The 16,494-nt window shown below is 69.6% G+C and carries 15 protein-coding genes and 2 pseudogenes; 12 read left to right on the top strand and 5 right to left on the bottom strand.

The genetic code is table 11. From position 1 onward, the window contains the following. Nucleotides 1–267 precede the first annotated feature (267 nt). The 4 genes from ACIRU3_RS19735 to ACIRU3_RS19720 all read left to right on the top strand — a co-directional run bounded on the left by ACIRU3_RS19735 (nt 268) and on the right by ACIRU3_RS19720 (nt 2,854). Nucleotides 268–1,515: a helix-turn-helix domain-containing protein gene (locus ACIRU3_RS19735; protein ID WP_404057793.1), complete on the top strand. Its 1,248-nt coding sequence runs from the start codon at nt 268–270 to the stop codon at nt 1,513–1,515. A 157-nt stretch (nt 1,516–1,672) separates the two neighbouring features. Beyond that, a complete protein-coding gene (locus ACIRU3_RS19730; protein WP_404057791.1) occupies nt 1,673–2,011 on the top strand; it encodes a hypothetical protein in 339 nt (112 codons plus the stop codon). Then, on the top strand, nt 2,004–2,291 hold the full coding sequence (locus ACIRU3_RS19725; protein ID WP_404057789.1) for a hypothetical protein: 288 nt from the start codon (nt 2,004–2,006) through the stop codon (nt 2,289–2,291). The genes ACIRU3_RS19730 and ACIRU3_RS19725 overlap by 8 nt, the downstream gene beginning before the upstream one ends. A gap of 263 nt (nt 2,292–2,554) precedes the next feature. Then, nucleotides 2,555–2,854, top strand: a complete 300-nt coding sequence (locus ACIRU3_RS19720) for a GIY-YIG nuclease family protein (RefSeq protein WP_404057787.1) — start codon at nt 2,555–2,557, stop codon at nt 2,852–2,854. A gap of 333 nt (nt 2,855–3,187) precedes the next feature. Here ACIRU3_RS19720 and ACIRU3_RS19715 read toward each other — a convergent pair whose 3' ends face one another. Then, nucleotides 3,188–3,511 (bottom strand): hypothetical protein, encoded by a 324-nt coding sequence (locus ACIRU3_RS19715; protein WP_404057785.1) that lies wholly within the window; start codon nt 3,509–3,511, stop codon nt 3,188–3,190. Nucleotides 3,512–3,615: 104 nt separating this feature from the next. Here ACIRU3_RS19715 and ACIRU3_RS19710 point away from each other — a divergent pair, with 104 nt between their 5' ends. Next, a complete protein-coding gene (locus tag ACIRU3_RS19710) occupies nt 3,616–3,888 on the top strand; it encodes a hypothetical protein (RefSeq protein ID WP_404057783.1) in 273 nt (90 codons plus the stop codon). Between the two features lie 347 nt (nt 3,889–4,235). Here ACIRU3_RS19710 and ACIRU3_RS19705 read toward each other — a convergent pair whose 3' ends face one another. From ACIRU3_RS19705 to ACIRU3_RS19690, 4 genes are all read right to left on the bottom strand, one after another. After that, nucleotides 4,236–6,068 carry a GMC family oxidoreductase N-terminal domain-containing protein gene (locus ACIRU3_RS19705; RefSeq protein WP_404057781.1) on the bottom strand — a complete coding sequence of 611 codons (1,833 nt, stop codon included), beginning with the start codon at nt 6,066–6,068 and terminating at the stop codon, nt 4,236–4,238. Then, nucleotides 6,065–7,510 carry a hypothetical protein gene (locus ACIRU3_RS19700; protein ID WP_404057779.1) on the bottom strand — a complete coding sequence of 482 codons (1,446 nt, stop codon included), beginning with the start codon at nt 7,508–7,510 and terminating at the stop codon, nt 6,065–6,067. The genes ACIRU3_RS19705 and ACIRU3_RS19700 overlap by 4 nt, the downstream gene beginning before the upstream one ends. Further along, nucleotides 7,507–8,193 (bottom strand): FadR/GntR family transcriptional regulator, encoded by a 687-nt coding sequence (locus ACIRU3_RS19695; protein WP_404057916.1) that lies wholly within the window; start codon nt 8,191–8,193, stop codon nt 7,507–7,509. Before ACIRU3_RS19695 ends, ACIRU3_RS19700 begins: the two co-directional genes overlap by 4 nt. Before the next feature lie 176 nt (nt 8,194–8,369). Continuing rightward, nucleotides 8,370–9,185, bottom strand: coding sequence for a maleylpyruvate isomerase family mycothiol-dependent enzyme (locus ACIRU3_RS19690; RefSeq protein WP_404057777.1), 816 nt, complete (start codon nt 9,183–9,185; stop codon nt 8,370–8,372). Between the two features lie 282 nt (nt 9,186–9,467). On the opposite strand from ACIRU3_RS19690, the gene ACIRU3_RS19685 reads away from it, so the two are divergent. The 7 genes and pseudogenes from ACIRU3_RS19685 to ACIRU3_RS19655 form a co-directional block, all read left to right on the top strand. Further along, a complete protein-coding gene (locus ACIRU3_RS19685; RefSeq protein ID WP_404057775.1) occupies nt 9,468–11,786 on the top strand; it encodes a glycosyl hydrolase family 95 catalytic domain-containing protein in 2,319 nt (772 codons plus the stop codon). 24 nt (nt 11,787–11,810) lie between these two features. Continuing rightward, nucleotides 11,811–12,647, top strand: a pseudogene (locus ACIRU3_RS19680) (glycoside hydrolase family 97 catalytic domain-containing protein); the annotation flags it as partial. 189 nt (nt 12,648–12,836) lie between these two features. After that, nucleotides 12,837–13,577, top strand: a complete 741-nt coding sequence (locus tag ACIRU3_RS19675) for a class I SAM-dependent methyltransferase (RefSeq protein ID WP_404057773.1) — start codon at nt 12,837–12,839, stop codon at nt 13,575–13,577. A 147-nt stretch (nt 13,578–13,724) separates the two neighbouring features. Next, complete coding sequence (locus tag ACIRU3_RS19670; protein WP_404057771.1) at nt 13,725–14,258, top strand: HD domain-containing protein; 534 nt, start codon at nt 13,725–13,727, stop codon at nt 14,256–14,258. After that, the gene (locus ACIRU3_RS19665) at nt 14,242–14,403 is read left to right on the top strand and encodes a hypothetical protein (RefSeq protein ID WP_404057769.1); all 162 of its coding nucleotides are present in this window, start codon (nt 14,242–14,244) and stop codon (nt 14,401–14,403) included. The genes ACIRU3_RS19670 and ACIRU3_RS19665 overlap by 17 nt, the downstream gene beginning before the upstream one ends. 442 nt (nt 14,404–14,845) lie before the next feature. Beyond that, the gene (locus ACIRU3_RS19660) at nt 14,846–15,565 is read left to right on the top strand and encodes a hypothetical protein (protein WP_404057767.1); all 720 of its coding nucleotides are present in this window, start codon (nt 14,846–14,848) and stop codon (nt 15,563–15,565) included. A gap of 421 nt (nt 15,566–15,986) precedes the next feature. After that, nucleotides 15,987–16,376 (top strand): annotated as a pseudogene (locus tag ACIRU3_RS19655) (IS110 family transposase); the annotation flags it as partial. Nucleotides 16,377–16,494 lie beyond the last annotated feature (118 nt).

Raw genomic sequence — 16,494 nt, 5'->3', positions numbered from 1 at the left:
CGCCAGGTCACCGGAGGCGTACCAGGAACCCCCCGGGGGCCGCCAAGGCCGAGCGCGCGCGTCACGGTGTGAGCCTTGGCGGCCCCCGGGGAATCCTGGCACGGCGAAGCTGCCCGACCGACGAGGGACCCGCTCCCACTCAGGCCCCGATCCTGCCGGAGTTCCGGCCCGCCACGTGGTGGGGCACCCCTGTGGGCGGGTGTCTGCCGGATCGCGCCCGGTTGATGTGGCGGACGGGCGTACCGTGGAGTGGGAGGTGGTGAGTTGATGATTACGGAGCTGGCCGACAATGTCCGCAAGTACCGGCGTCGCGCGGGGATGAGCCAGGAAGACCTGGCCCTCGCCGCAGGCGTATCGCCGGGCACGGTACGCAAGGCCGAGCAGGGCGGCACTCTGCGCATGGAGACCTTGCACACGCTCGCTCGCGCGCTGGGGGTGACCACCGTCGCGTTGATGGCGTCCGATGCCCCGGAGCCTGTCGGGCGAACCGAGGAGCCGAACCGCGTCAACCTGATCCAGCTCCGCGCCGCCCTCACCCCAGCCGTCGGGCTCGTGGACCAGGACGCCGAAGTCGTGGGCGAGGAACCGAACCTGCGCACCTTCCGGCGGACGCTGCAAGACGCACGGGTGCTGTACTTCTCCGACAGCTACAAGAGCATCGCGGCTCAACTGCCGGGTCTGCTGCGTGACGCGGCAAGGGCCGTCGCCCACTACGACAGCGGGGACGAGCACCGGCAGGCCCTGTTGGCCCGCGCCGAGGCGCTGCGTCTGGCCGGCACCTACCTCACCCAGGTGCGGCAGTACGACATTGCGTACGCCGCTGTGCGTGGCGCCATCATGGACGCCCGTCGGGCCGGAGACATGCTTGCGGCGGGCTCCGGTGTCGGCTGCATGTGCTGGCTGCTGGTGAGGCAGGGAAGGTTGGACGAGGCGGAACAGGTCGCCGCCCGGAGCATGGACGCGGTGGAGCCGAAGATCACCGGGGCCGAGCCGGACCACTACGCGGTGTGGGGCGGCCTGGCGATGGAGGCCGCCGCCGCAGCCGCGAGGAACAACCGTCCCGGCGAGGCGAAGGAGTACCGTCAAGCCGCCCGGGTCGCGGCAACCGCTGTCGGGACGGCGCATCGCAACGTCTCCCGGCACTGGTCCGTCTTCGGGCCGGTCACCGTCGCGGTCAAGGCACTCGAAGACTCCCTGGTCATCGGCGACGCCCGCGCGGTGGTGCGCAAGGCAGGCGAGCAGGAGGAGTTGTCGCCCAAGGCGTGGAAGCGCTTGGGCAGGCCCAGCACCAACGACGGGAACCGCTTTACCCTCGATGTGGCGCGCGCCCACACCCGGACCGGCGACCTGTCCGCCGCCATGGACGAGTTGACCCGTGCCAGGGAAGCCGCCCCGCAGTGGCTGCGGCACCAGAACGGGGCCGCCGAGACCATGCAGGAGATCCTGGGCAAGCGCAAGCGCACCCTCACGACGGAGATGCGCGAAATGGCCGACTACCTGGGCGTCGTCGGGTAGCTGCCACGCAGCGTGGCAGTTCGTGAACCAAAAGTCGCGAACTGCCATGGGTTCCGCCTGGGGTGACGATCAGTCAGTGCCTACGGTCAGTGTGTCCACCGTCAGTGAGCCAGGCCGGGGGTGCCCAGTGAGCCAGCCCAGGAGCGATGCCGACCGCATGCGTCGCAGAGAGTTGTACGACGCCGCGCCGGGTTGGGGAGGTCCCCGCTCACTGCCGTGGACCAGCCCGGAGGGGAAGCCCTGCTACCTGAGCAGCGACGGCCGGGGCTACCTCTCCACCCTCGCCGACAGCATCGAGACGGTACAGCTCAGCATGGGCCAGCAACTGTTGGAGTACGCCCGCGACGCCACGGCACCCTACGCGAAAACCCTGTCGGCGACCGAATACCGCTGGCTGGCCTGCCGGTTGGCAGAAGCCCTGAGGGACGCGCTCAGGGGCGCGGATTCACGCGGACAGTGCATCCCGGATCAAGAAGAGGCGACCGAGGATGCCTGACTCTCCGAACGCCGGCGCACCGGTCCGCAATTCCTCTCGGGGGCGCTACCGCTTCCGCGAGTACCACGTGACCACCGTCCCCGACCCCCTGGCACTGCCGGCCATCGAGGCGGTCTGCGTCACCGGCGAAGAGCGCAACTGCGGTGCCACGTCAGGCACACTGCACACCCCGGACGAGGTGACCCGCTGGATCGCCGAACACAGTGCCCAGAGCGGCCACGAACTGTACGAACAGACCGTCCGCGCCCTCGTCCGCGCCGAGCCCGGCGCATGGCAGTAGAGTTCCCGTGCGCCGACACCACGCCGGCGGCAACGGGACCGTGCGGCCCGAGCCCGCTGACGGCAGTAGCGACGGCAACACCCACGGATTTCCCCGTACAACCACGGACGCCAGCGGAACCTGAAACCGCCGTTCACCTGCGAATACGCAGATAGAGACGGGTCGCGTAGCACACGTACTATGTGCTGGCTGGTAAGACTCCCGTACTCGTTCACAACAGCAACGGATGTCGAACGTTTGGGTCCCAGTCGCCCACTGGTCGGTTGAACGTTCCCGACACGCAGGGCGTCTACATCATCAAGATGAACGACGGAAAGGTGTACGTGGGGTCTGCGACGAAGACGAAAACTATTCACCGCAGAGTCCATCGGGCTTTCAGCGACGACAAGCATGCCGCCAAGGGCTCTACGTACACATCTTCTGATGTTCGAGAACTTGACTGGATTGAAGTTCCGGGCGGTGACGAGGCGCTGATATACCAGCACGAGCAAAGCCTGATTGATTACTACGAAGGCATTGGTGGGGGGACACTCTTGAATCGAATAAACGCCCAAGCTCCGTAGGGGCTGTTGAGGTGGCGGTCGGTTCCGCTCAGACCTTTACGTGATCGACCAGAGCCCGCCATTGCAGCCCTTTCCGGTTGGTTGGGGGCAATGGATAGGTACAGGGCGCCGTCCGTGACGTCACTCGGGTGATGTCACGGACGGCGCCCGCAGCCTGGTGGGTGCGGGCTGCGGGCGTCTCTCAGGCCGCAGAACGCACGGTAGGGTTTCGTTATGACCTAAAGACCTTCTCAGTACTGGCGTAGTGAAGTAGCGAAAGAGGCCAGCGCGGTCGCTGAGGGCACGCTGAGTCCTGACTGCGCATCCTTCCCGGGTGTTTACTCCGAAGGTTTCCTAGAGGCTGTTGACGCCGCCCTGGCAACCTTCGAAGTCGAAGCGCGGGAACTGGGAGCAGCATCGGACACGCAGATTCTCGCTGTTGTTGAACGGGCTGTTCTGGCTTTGAACAGGATGAATCAGGAGGCGACGGGTGGCAGCATCGACACCGACGAGCGAGAGCAAATCTGCCTGTTCATCGATGAAGTGCTGACTGAGAGCGGGGTTGATGTTGGTGAGCTGGCCGCCCGCTATGGCCTGAGTCGCTATGCGATCACCGATAGATGGCGTCAGTGGTGAACAGGGCTGCCGCTCGACTCTTCTTCTGCGAATCTGAGGCATCCTCGGCTTGTGCCGAGGATGCCTCAATGGCTTCTGACGGCAGTAGTTGACGGCAACGTCAGCGGACGAGGGCGGCGCAGGGTGGTGGTTCATCGCCATCGCCGTTGGCCGTCCTCTCGGTGTTCGTTCGGGCCGTTGAGTGCGGTGCTCAGGCTGTCGATGGCGTCTCGCTGGAGGCGGAGCCGGACGTGGGCGTAGACGGTAGCGGTGACGTCGATGCAGGCGTGGCCGAGGGGTTCCTCGTCGCCGCCCAGGCGGTCTACATCGTGGGCCTGTCCGACGCGGACGACGTGACGATCTGGGTGACCGAGATCTGGCGGACCAAGGAACACCAATGCTTCATGGGAGTTGCCCGAGGCGAAGGCGGCCATCAGTGATGGCCATGGCGATGCTGACGTGAGAATCACCACGCAGGGCCTGTCGGTCGCGGGTGGGTTCGGGCTCTGACAGCCCGGGTGCCGCACGTGCACTCTCGTGCGCGTTGCCGCCACTGCCTGCGGCAAGGCTTGTGGTGACGAGAGCGACGGAACCCCCCGAGGCGCAGGAAACGACGGGGGCTCCGATGGATCAAGTGCCGCTTCAACCGCCACCAGGACGGTGGCACCAGCCGGCCCGATTGCGCGACCAGCCGCTCAGCGCATCATCACGCGATCAGCCCAGGCAGAAACGATGTCTCACGAGGGCATGCGCGAGTGTTCCGGCCCCTGCAGGCGCACCGCCGCGCTCATGCGCGGAGCGATTCCTCGGCAACCGCCAGTGCCGCCGCCATGATGCTCAACTGGGGATTCACCTGGGGGCAGCTGGGAAGCACCGAGGCATCCGCGACCAGCACGCCGTGGACTCCGCGGAGCCGGCCCCACGGGTCGGCCGGGAAGCGCTCGGGATCCGCGCCCGCGGCGACCGTGCCGGTGGGGTGGTAGGCCGAAAGGTGAAGCTGCCGTGCGCTCGCGCCGGCGAGGACGGCGTCCAGTTCCCTGAGGCTGCGTACGCGGGGCGTGCTCGGGATGCCGGTGAGCACCTCCTCGGCGCCCGCGGCGAACAGCAGCTCGCCCATGGCGCGCACGGCCCGCATCAGACGGCCTGCGTCGCGGCGGTCCAGGTCGTACCGGATCAGCGTGCGGTCGCGGCCGAGGACACGGCCGGAGGGACGGTCGGCGATCATCGCGCCCAGGGTGGCGAGCCGGTCTGCGCCCTCCAGTTCGCGGCGCAGCTCGCCGCCCAGTCCGGGGAGGATGAAGGAACCCATCCCGGGCGGCGTCGCGGTGGCCTCGATGAGTACGCCCTCCGAGTGGTGCTCCTCCACTCCGACGCTCTGCAGCACGCCCTCCCAGGCGGTGACCGGTTCGGCGAAGCGGCCTGCGACGCTCGAGGCCGGGTGGACACTCAGGTTGTGTCCGACTCGGGGGTGCCGGCCGAGGCCGGAGCGGCGCAGGAGCGGCGGGGCCTGCAGCGCGCCGGCCGCGACGACGACGAGGGGTGCGAGGATTTCGAACCCGCCGTCCTCCCGGAGGACGCGCACTCCGGACGCGCGAGGGCCTCCGGGCGCGTCCGTGTCGACGAGGATGCGCTGCACCCGTGCACCGGTGACGATGCGGGCTCCCGCGGCGCAGGCGTCGGGCAGTACGGAGAGCTGCACGCTCTGTTTTGCGCCGGTCGGACAGCCGACCACGCACTGGCAGGAGCCCTGGCAGCCGGGCGCGTTGCGGCGCAGCGGCGCGGCCCGCCAGCCGAGTTCACGGGCACCGGCGAGGGCGATGCGGCCGTTGGTGCCGAGGACGTCGACGGGTTGGGTGGCCACGCGCAGGGTGCGTTCGGCCTCGTCCAGGTGCCGGTCGAAGCCCTCGGCGAGCGTGCATCCGAAGTCCTTGCTCCAGCGCGCCAGGACGTGGCCCGGAGTCCGGTAGCAGGTACCGGAGTTGACGACCGTGGTGCCGCCGACGGCTCTGCCCACGGGCAGCAGCAGCGGCGGGTTGCCGACGGCGACGGTCGCCCCGCCGTCCCGGTACAGCTCGGTGAACCGGTCCAGGGGCGCGCGCCGGCCGAACGACTCGGTGGAGTGGTGCTGTCCTTCTTCGAGTACGACGACGTCGAGCCCCGCTCGGGCCAGGGTCCGTGCGGCCATGGCCCCGCCCGCGCCCGAGCCGATGACCACGGCGTCGGCGGTGGAGCGAGCGGGCCAGGCTTGGGCGGGTGTCAGGTCGAGCGGCGGGTCCTGGCGGACGAGGCCGCGCGGCGCGAGGCCGTCGTGAAGCATGCGCTCTGTTCCGGCCGCCAGCAGGACGGGCACCTTGAGCACGTCCAGGAGCGGCAGGAGGGCGGGGCGTGCGGAGAGTTCGCCCAGGACCGATTCTCGCTCGGTCGGCGTGAGGGCGCCCAGTGTGCGTCCGGTGCGTGCCAGGGCGTAGGCGTCCATGCCGTGCGCCGCTGCCCGCAGGCCGGCGCGGGCGGCGGTCGGCATCGCGGTGAGAACCGCCTCCAGTCTGGCGGGGACCCGCCGGGGCCAGTCGGTGGTGCCGTCATCGGCGATGAGAGCGGCCACCAGGCCGGTGAGACTCATCGTGTGCCCACCTCAGCGTGTGCGGTGCCGTCGAGCGTCCACTCGGCCTCGGTGCGCCAGCCGCCGAACCACCACCGCTCCAGCAGGACGTGGGCGTCGGAGCGCTCGCTGTTGCGGCAGGTCGCCTGGCTGCCGTCGGGGTCGGTGTAGTCCAGGGCGAGGGTGCGGTCCGCGGGCTGGGTGACCTCCACCCGGATCCGGCGCAGGCCGGTGCGGCCGGTGACCGTCCACCTGGGCAGGGCGATGTCGGCGCGGAAGCGTCCCATTCCGGCCCAGCCGGCGGCCGGCCGCTCGGGACGGCGGGGCCAGGTGCGCCCCTGCCGGCGCAGCCGGAGGAAGACCAACGGGGGAAGACTGCGCAGTCCCGGCCGCATGGAGACGGCGGCGACGATCTCCAGGACGTCTCCGCCGCCGAGGTCGGCGTGCAGCCAGGCCCAGCGGCGGGCGTTGCCGTGGCCGTAGATCCGGGCCGAGGCACCGGGGGCAGCGGTGATCGTCAGTGTCGTGCCGTCATGGGTGAAGGTGCCGTCGTAGGAGGCCCGGGCCGCGGGGAGCATCTGGGCGGCGGGCAGCAGGGGCCGGCGCCAGGACCAGCGGGGGAAGGTGAACAGCGGCTCGCCCGCGAAGTGTTCGGCGAGGTCCCAGCGCAGAGTGCCGCCCTCGGCCGATCCGGACAGGCGTCCGGGCCGGGCCTCGACGCCGTCGGCGTGAAACCCGGACTCTTCGGGCGTCCACGGGGCGGGGCCGAAGCGTGCGTGCCGCACGGGGCCGTCCTTGGGGAAGACGGCGGCCCAGCCGTGCGCGTACGGCTCGGATCCGTCGGCCGGCGCGGTCAGTTCGTGGTGCAGCCACAGTCCGCTGCCGGTGTCCGGGTCGGTGACAGTGGTGTACCAGACCTCGGTGCGGCCCGGTTCGCCGCGCCAGCGGGGAGCGAGGAACGCATCGGGGTTCTCCCGCCGCGGGAACCGGAAGCTCGCGAGGAAGGGCAGGAGTTGCGTGCCGAGGGGAAACCGCAGCGTGCCTGTACCGATCCGGGCGCCGTCCTCGTAGAGGGTGTACGGCAGCACGGTCATCGACGCCACGGGCCGGCGAGGCGTGACGGACTTCCAGCCGTCGAGGGTCAGCCAGCGACCGTCGGCGATGAATGTGATGCGGTAGCGGATCCGGCGTCGCGCGAGCGGCGAGATCTCCAACTCGCCCTCGGCGCCGGTGTCGTCGGCCCAGCCCGCGATCCGTATCCGCCCGTCGGCGCGGGCCTCGGTCGTGCCGAGCAACCGCAGCAACCGGTCCGCGGAGACCGTGAGATCGAGGCGGACCCGGCGGGTGCGGTCCTCGTCGTCGAGCCGCAGCGTGCCGAGCATCGTCTCGCGGAAGGCGGTGCCACGCGCGGGCGAGACACCGCTCGTGGTCGTGGCCGTATGTGAGGTCGTGGCCGCGCTCATGCGAGACCCTCCAGCATGATCCGCTCGGTCACCGTCAGATACTGTTCGGCCGCCCGCCGGGCGTCCGCCTCGTCGCCGGCCACCACTGCTTCGACCACCGGCTCCAGCCGTTCGCGGGCCACCTGGGCGTCCGTGAACGGTCCCCTGAGCGCGGCGCGCACCGGCAGGTAGGCGTTGAAGAGGGTGTTGGTCAGCAGGACGTAGACGCGGTTGCCGGTGGCGCGGGCCAGGGCGCGGTGGACCTCGATGTCCGCGAGCTGTACGGCATCGGCGTCCGCCGCCTCCCCCACAGCTGTCAGCAGCGCGCGCAGCTCCGCCCGTTGCGGGTCGGTCGCCCGGCCCGCGGCGCGCTCGGCGATCAACGCTCCGATGCTGCGCCGCACTTCGAAGATCTCACCGATCCAGTCCGGGCTGTGTCGTACGAGCATGGGCAGCAGGTCGGCGCCGCCCAGACGCAGGTAGTCCCGCACGCGGGTGCCGACGCCGTGCCGGGTCTCCAGCAGTCCGGCCTGCATCAGGCGCCCGAACGCATGCTTCAGGGTGGTGCGGGTGACACCGTATCCGTCGGCGAGCGTGCGCTCGGGCGGCAGGTAACTGCCTGCCGGATGGCGCCCGGTGAGGATGTCCTCACGCAGACGGGTTTCCAGGACATCGACGATGCTTTCGCGGGGCAGTGCCTCCACGCCGTCCTCCCAGTGGCTCAGTGGATGATCCACTCAACCAATATGTGACCATGGAGTCAATGGCCGCGACAGGGGGCGACCGTAGGGAGGCATGCTGCGCCGCCGAGAACGTCCTGGATTGCGGCCCCGCCACACCCTCGGTGCGACGGGGCTCGGCAGCGTAGCTGCCGGTCGGATCAGAAGGCCGTGTGGGCGAACCAGCCGTCGAGGGTCGCGGCCTCTCCGGAGACCTCGAAGGCGGGATTCCGGTACGACTGCCGCCCGTAGAGCAGCAGCAGGAGATCCGCTGCCTGTCCGCGTACCACCGCGGTGTTCGGTTCGCCTGGCGCGGTGGCGCCCTCTGCGCGCGGAAGCAGGGTGAAGCCGTCCGAGTGCAGCCTCACCCGCCATTCCCCGCCGGCTCCGCCGCCGGGGCCCGTCTGCTGGAACGCGATGATCTCGCCCGTGCCGCGCAGCTTCCTCACCCCGGGGGCGAAGAGCCCCGCATAGGGCAGGTTGACGAGGAACTCGTCCACCCCGTCCACGGCCAGCACGGGGTCGATGTCCGACTTCCGGCCCACGGCATGCTCGGCGTCCAGCCGGTGCACCAGCGTTTCGAAGAGCATCCGGCGGGCCCAGAACCGCGCGTGCTGGTCCTCGCCCCACGCCCACATCGCCGCCAGAGGATCCGTGTCCCGCAGCACGGCAGCCACTGCGGGCACCCCCGCCGTCACCCAGCCGGCATACTCCCGCACATTGTCCGGCAGCTTCAGTTCCACGTCACGGCTGCGTGGAGGCTCCTGCACCAACTCGCTCAGCAGCGTGCAGAACCAGCGCTGCAGCGACCCGACGTGCCGGGCGAGATCGGCCAGTGTCCACTCGGGACAGGCGGGCACGGCGCTCGCGGGGTCCGCGTCGCGGACCACCTCGGCGAAGCGGAGAGTCTCGCGTTCGATCGCCTCACGGTAGGTGTCGTAAGGCAGAGGATGCCCCGCCCCGTTGGTCGCTGCCATCGGTTGCCGCCAATCTGTCCCGGCACGGATTCGGTCGCGATCAGTGTGGATGCTGGAGTCCACTCAAAGGCAAATCCGCAGACAGCGCCGTTCCGATACATCGGAGGTGTCAAGCCCCCAAAGACAGTTTACCGAAGCGGGCGCGATCTCGACTCCTCTCCAATCAAAGCCACAAAGTGGACAACTCTCCGCCCGTCGAAGTAATTGACAGGTCCACGATGCCTGTTTACGTTCGCCGATACACCCGATGTTTCGACGATCCATCAGGTCTGGAGGACGAGGATGACCTCTCAACCGGAGAACCGTTCGCCGGTGCCCCGCAGAGCCGTACTCGGCACCGCGTTAGGCGGCGCGGCAGCGGCGGCCCTGCCCGGGACGGCCCACGCCGAACAGCCCGCACAGCAGGTGCCGACCACCAGGGGCGGCAGACACCCCTGGAGACTCCGGGACACCATGACCACCGACGGCGCCTGGGACGGGTTTCTGCGCGGCCAGGACCTGTTGTGGAGCCGGCTGCCCGCCCTGTGGTACGAGGGCCCGTTCCTCGGCGACGGACTGCTCGGCAGCATGGTCTATCAGGAGCCGGACACCCACCAGGTCCGCTTCACCATCCAGCACGGCCGCGTCCAGGACCACCGGCCCGAGTTCGGCAGCGGCTGGGGCACCTGCCGCCTGCCGGTCGGCCACCTCACCCTCGAACCGGTCGGCACCATCACCGCCGTCGACTGGCGGCTGAGCCTGTGGAACGCCGAACTCACCGGCACCATCACCACCACCGCCGGCACCCTCACCCTCTCCGCCCTCGTCCATGACGAGGTATTCGCCGCCCGCGTACGGGCCGGCGGCGGCGAACAGGTCACCTGGACGTTCCATCCCGAGGAGGCCGTCAGCCCCCGGCGCATCAGCGAGGCCCCGCCCGCCGGCTACACCGCCAACCCGCCCTGGACCACCCGGACCACCACCGACGGCACCGAGCAGGTGCTCCAGCCCCTCACCGGCGGGGGCCAGACCGCCACCTCGTACCGCCGCACCGGCGACGACCTGCTGCTCAGCGTCGGCCACAGTGCGCCCTCCGACACGGCCGCCGAGACCGCCTCGCTGCGCAACCTCCGGCGCGCGATGTCGTACAGCACGCTGAGACGACGGCACACCCGCTGGTGGCACGCCTTCTACCGCAAGAGCTTCGTCTCCTTCCCCGACCAGCGACTGCAGAGCTTCCACTGGATACAGCTGTACAAGGTCGCTTCCGCCAGCCGCGCCGGCGGTCCCGTCATGGCCACCTCGGGGCCGTGGCTGGAGCCCACGCCCTGGCCGGCGGTCTGGTGGAACCTCAATGTCCAGCTGGAGTACTGGCTCATCCATGGCTTCAACCACCCGGAGCTGGACGCGCTCGCCACCACACTGCGACAGAACCAGGAACAGCTCATCGCCAACGTTCCCGCCCCCTACCGCGCGGACAGCTCCGGCATCGGCCGCAGCTCCGACATGTTCGCCGACCGGGGCGTGGGCGAGCCGGGCACCGGCGCCGAGACCGGCGACCTCACCTGGGCGCTGCACAATGTGTGGCTGTCCTACCGGCACTCCATGGACAAGACCCTGCTGCGCGACACGATCTTCCCGGTGCTGCGCCGGGCGATCAACTACTACCTGCACTTCCTCGCGCCGGGCAGTGACGGCAAACTCCATCTGCCGAGCACGCTCTCCCCCGAGTACCCCGTCGTGCCGCTGCGGGACACCAACTACGACCTCGCCCTCCTCCGGTGGGGCTGCCGGACGCTCATCGAGTCCGCCGAGCTGCTCGGCATCGACGACGAGCTGACCCCGCGCTGGCAGGAGGTGCTGACCAGGCTCACGCCGCACCCGGTCGACGACAACGGCTTCATGATCGGCGCCGACACCCCGTACGCGCAGTCCCACCGGCACTACTCGCACCTGCTGATGGTGTACCCGCTGTACCTCGTCAACTGGGACCAGCCCGGAAACCGCGAGCTGATCTCGAAGTCGGTGGCCCGCTGGCACGCGTTGACCGGCGCCCACCGGGGCTACAGCTACACCGGGGCCGCTTCGATGTACGCGATGACCGGCGACGGCGACACCGCCATCAGCTATCTGCGAAAGTTCTTCGACCCCACGACCCGCTTCCCCTGCCGTGCCAACACGCACTACACCGAGGCCGGCCCGGTCATCGAGACGCCGCTGTCCGCCTCGCAGTCGCTGCACGACATGTTCTGCCAGAGCTGGGGCGGCGTGATCCGCGTCTTCCCGGCCGTCCCCTCCGCCTGGGCGGACGTCACCCTGCACGACTTCCGTGCCCAGGGCGCCTTCCTGGTCAGCGCCGTCCGCAAGGCGGGGGCGACCAGGTTCATCCGGATCAAGAGCCTGGCGGGCGGGCCGCTCAGACTCAGGCACGGCCTCAGCGGGACGCTCACCGTGCTGCTCGACGACGGCACCCCCGCCCGGACCGACGACCTGGGCGACGGCACCCTCGCCATCGACCTGCCCCGCGGCCGCGAGGTGCTCGTCCACTCCGGCTCCCGGCCCGACCTCGTCATCGCGCCGGTCGCCATCAGCGAGCCGGGCCCGGCATGGGGCCTGCCGTAGCGACCGCGCACCGTCCCGCCTCACCCACCATACGCGCGCGCCAAGGGTGTCGGGATCATCGTCTGGATCCACCAGCGGGACCTCGACACACCCGAGGAGCGCGCCCGGTGGCTGCCCACCCTGGAACGCTCGGGCGTCAAGGGCGTCAAGATCGACTTCATGAACTCCGAGGCGCAGTCGATGCTCCAGTGGTACGACACCATCCTCGCGGAGACAGCCGCTCACCACCTCATGGTCGACTTCCACGGCTCCACCGTTCCCAAGGGCATCCAGCGCACCTGACCCCAGGTCATGACCATGGAGGGCGTCGGCGGCGAGGAGAAGCGCACCAACACCGCCGTGCACCTCACCACCCTGCCGTTCACCCGCAATGTCATCGGCTCCATGGACTTCACCCCCGGCGGCTTCCAGCGCGTCGGCATGCGCCCCGACTCCGACGCGGCCGAGCTCGGACTCACCGTCGCCTACGAGTCGGGCCTGCAGATGCTCGCCGGCACCCCCGAGTCCTACGACGCCAGGCCGCTCGCCCGGGACTTCCTCGGCCAAGTCCCCGCCGCCTGGAACGACACCCGGCTGCTCGCCGGCCGGCCGGGCCGGGAAGCCGTCTTCGCCCGCCGCGGCGGCGACCGCTGGTTCCTCGGCGGGATCTACGCCGGCGCCGCCCGCACGGCCGAAGTGCCGCTGTCCATCGGTCCCGGCCGGTGGCTGGTCGAGACGGTCCGGGACAGCGCCGACGGGCTCGTACAGGACCGGCAGGTGCTGCGGGGCGGCGACACGCTCAGCGTCGATGTCGTCGGCAACGGCGGCTTCGCCGGGATCGCCCGCCGCTGGTATCCGGGCATCACGACCTGCTACCGCTGAGCAATCCACCGTCCTCGCCCACAGATCGGCTCCTGCGGCCGCCCTGCAGGCACGTGCCCGCTCTCCACGTCAACTGTCCGCAGTCGGACGCGCCGTCGAGGGAATCTGCCTGCACCGGCGGCCGTCAGGCCCTGTCGTGTGTCAGGCTGCCGCCGTCCGGCCCAGGTCGAGTGCAGGAGGCAGCGAGCCGTGATCCCCGATGAAGACCCCCTCGATTGGGACACCTCCCCCGCGGCCGACGCATACCGAGACCGCGACATCCGGCTGGCCGAGCAGCTGATCTTCCCTGCCCTGCTGCAACGGCTCGGCTCCGGCGCAGGCCCCGACCGCCTGGTGCTGGACATCGGGTGCGGCACCGGCGCGGTCGCGGCGCGGCTCGCCGGGGCCGGCGAGTGGGCGGTCCAGGCACTCGACCCCTCCGCGGACATGCTGGACATCGCTCGGGCCGACCGCCCACACCCGCGTATCTCCTACCGGCTGTTCGACGGCCGCACTCTGTCGTGGCTAGCCGACAACAGCGTCCATGCCGCCGTGTGCTGCCTGGTGTACTGCACCGACCCCGACAACGACCGGCTGGCCGCTCTCACCGCCGAGATCCACCGCGTCCTGCGCCCCGGCGCCCCATACCTCCTCGCCGACCTCAACCCGGCAGCGACCGGCCTGGCCTTCTCCACTCTGCGCCATGGCGAACCCGGAGCCGTGTACGCCGACGGAGACACCGTGGCCACGCTGCTGCGCCTGCGTGACGGCAGCGCGATGACAAGTGTCACCCACTACCGCTCCCTGGATCGGTACCGGTCCTTCCTGACCGAGGCCGGCTTCCCCTCCCCCACCGTGGACCTGCCCACGCTCCCTGCCGACGGCACCGCGGACGCCGACCCGGCGGAGACCCGCACCGCGCCATACATGATCTTGACGACGCGCGCCTGACCGGCGGGGCCTGTTGCGCCACGGACAGGCGCCGGCGTCGGCGCGTCACGTCACGTTCGCCTCGCGTCCAACCGGATACAGCACTGTGGCGGCATGAAGCGACACCCGGCATGGTCGGCCCGACCAGTGGATTCTGTGGACAGGCTCATGGCCTTGCTGGCCGATTGCCAGGACAGCTGGGACACTCCGGACAAGTCCGGTGATCCGGTGGACATCCTGGATCACGGCCTCCAGGTGGCCGCGATCCTCGCCGAGCAGCACCCGGGCGACGAGGAGCTCCAAGTGGCCGGCCTCGTCCACGACATCGGCCACCATCTGGCACCCGGCGACGAGGCCGGACACGGCGAGCACGCCGCCGCGTCCGTCGCCGGCCTGCTCGGGCCGCGGACCGCACGCCTCGTCGCTCTCCACATCCCGGCCAAGCGGTATCTCGCGGCGGCCGATCCGCAGCTCGCCCTCTCCCCCGAGAGCGCCCGAACCCTCGGCTGCCAGGGCGGAGCAATGACGGCGGAGGAGTCCGCCGACTTCGAGGCCGACCCCGACTTCATGGCGGCGGTGGCACTGCGACGCGCCGATGACGCGGGCAAGGTCGTCGGACTGCGCGTGCCCGGTCTCGCCCACTGGCGCCCGACCGTGGAACGCGTCGCCGCCGCTGCCGGCAGGCATGGACTCGATCTCTGACCAGCGGTGCCGTTCGGGTGAGTCGGCCCGGGTGACCGAGGACTTCACCCGTCCAACGGGCAACGTGCTGGACGCGGTCGACGTCGTGATCGCCGGCGTCACGGCACGGGTCACCCCTGTCGACGGCGCGGATGCCGCCGCATGACACCGCTCGGCCGTCCGTGCGGCCGATGTGCCGACGACGGCCGTTGCAGGTCGGTACTCCCCGACTGTGGCAGGTCGATACTTCCGGACGCCCGAGCCGATCCGCCCCCCGTGTGACAACGGCTGCCGGTCCCGTCGGCGTGACAACAGGCGGGCGCTGCTGGAACGGGCCGGGCCGTCGGGCCGCGTCGATCCCGTCGGGGTGTTGTACCGCACCTGAACCTGTTTCCGAACCTGAGTGGCTTCTGGCGAGCGAGCGGATCTAGAGTCTGGCCGTTGGGACTGCTCGTTTGATCTGCTTTGCCAACCATTGCAGCCGTCGTAAGAGCGCCCTCAAGCAGCGGGATACCGACCCCGACCTCGACAGCCTGTGCTTGAGCCGGTGCCCGAGCGGAAACGGACTCACCGGCACGGCTGACTGGATCAACAGGCAGGAGAGCCACATGGCCGCGTCACAGGCGCCCCTGACCCGGGACAGCCTGCGGGTAAAGATTGTCGTGCAGAAGGTGCGACTGGCCCGTACGGAATACCGTGTGATCCGGCCGGCCCGACCATTGAAGAACGGGGCGCTCTACAAGGCCCGCAGTTCGTACGACATGTATGTGGACCGAACGGACGGCAGGCGCATCGGCACCCTGTGGCTGCTCGCAGCGCGGTCGCCGCGATCGTTGGTCTACCTGCCGATGCGTACCACTCCGACCGCACCTGGTATCGGCTGGGAAGGCGAACAGCCACTCGACCTCGTACTGGCTCCCCGCACAGTGCAGTTGCGTCCTTCCCGCTGGAAGCGGATCCGGGAGCATCTCAACGTGGCGAATGCTCCGCGTGAGATACGCACCGCGAGTGTGCCGGAGCGAGACTTGCCGGACCTTGAGGCTGACGGGATGATTCCGGGCAACCCGAAGGAGGCCAGCGAGATCCTGCTCCGCCAGGACGTCTACGCCGAGACATTGCTGCTGACGGGCGGGGCCGTGGCCTTCCGGGAAGGCGCGAAGGAGATATTTGCTGTCGCAAAAGATGGACCGCCCCATGCTGCGACCAGGCATCACATTCCCGGCGCTTGCAACTACCACGTCTGCCGATGCATGTACGACTGGGACGAACTGAGTACGTACAACTGGGAACAACTGCACGTGGAGTTCTGCCCACCATGGGCAAGGTGACGACGGTCAGGCCACGGCTCTCCGCCGCCGCGCTGTCGATCTGGCGGACGGGCGATGCTCTCCTTGCCTCTGTTGAGGCGGCGGTCATGAGTGGGCCTTTTCAACCGGGACTCTGATTGAAGGCGCTCCACGCGCCTGACCTGTCCATATGCTGTAACACGGTCACCCGATCGGTGGGCAGTCTGAAAAGGCTCCCTACGTTGTCCTGCGGGAGGCGGTGAGCCCTTCGTATGGTTCACCCACCCAGGGGCACCGGGTGTGGTTCAAGAGGCTCTGCCACAGGTGGCTTGCACTGATTGGCCGCCCGGCGCTTCACTACGACTCGGCTGCCAATTAAGAATTGCGAATGATCGCTGAGTAGGGAATCGACAGCGAGGTCGTCCGTGGCAGGAACCAGCAGTACACCGCACGGAGGCACCACATGGTCATGATCTGGGCCGGCATCGATGCAGGCAAGACGCATCACCATGGCGTCGCGATCGACAAGGGCGGCCGCCGGCTGCTCTCGCGCCGCGTCGCCAACGACGAGCCCGAACTACTTGAACTACTCGCCGACGTCCAGGCCCTGGGCGACGAGGTGGCCTGGGGCATCGACCTGGCCGACGGCTGAGCTGCCCTGGCCATCACGGTCCTCCTCAACCACGAGCAACTCGTGCACTGCATCTCCGGCCGGGCCATCCACCGCGCCTCCGAGAGCTACCGCGGCGAGGGCAAAACCGACGCCGAGGACGCCGCCGTCATCGCCGACCAGGTCCGCGTCCGCCCCGACCTGCACCCCTTCCAACGGCGGTCCACCCCTGCGACCCAAGTAGTCCCGCACTCGGGGCACTCGGCCCGGCCCGCACCATCCAGTTCCGCAGCCACCCGCTTGCGCAACCGCAGGTCACGACGCCACTGCCTGGCACGACACGCCGTAGAACAGAACCTCG

It is taken from the genome of Streptomyces sp. NPDC101151 (assembly GCF_044768335.1).
Taxonomy (GTDB): Bacteria; Actinomycetota; Actinomycetes; order Streptomycetales; family Streptomycetaceae; genus Streptomyces.
This window is presented reverse-complemented; position numbering and strand designations above follow the sequence as displayed.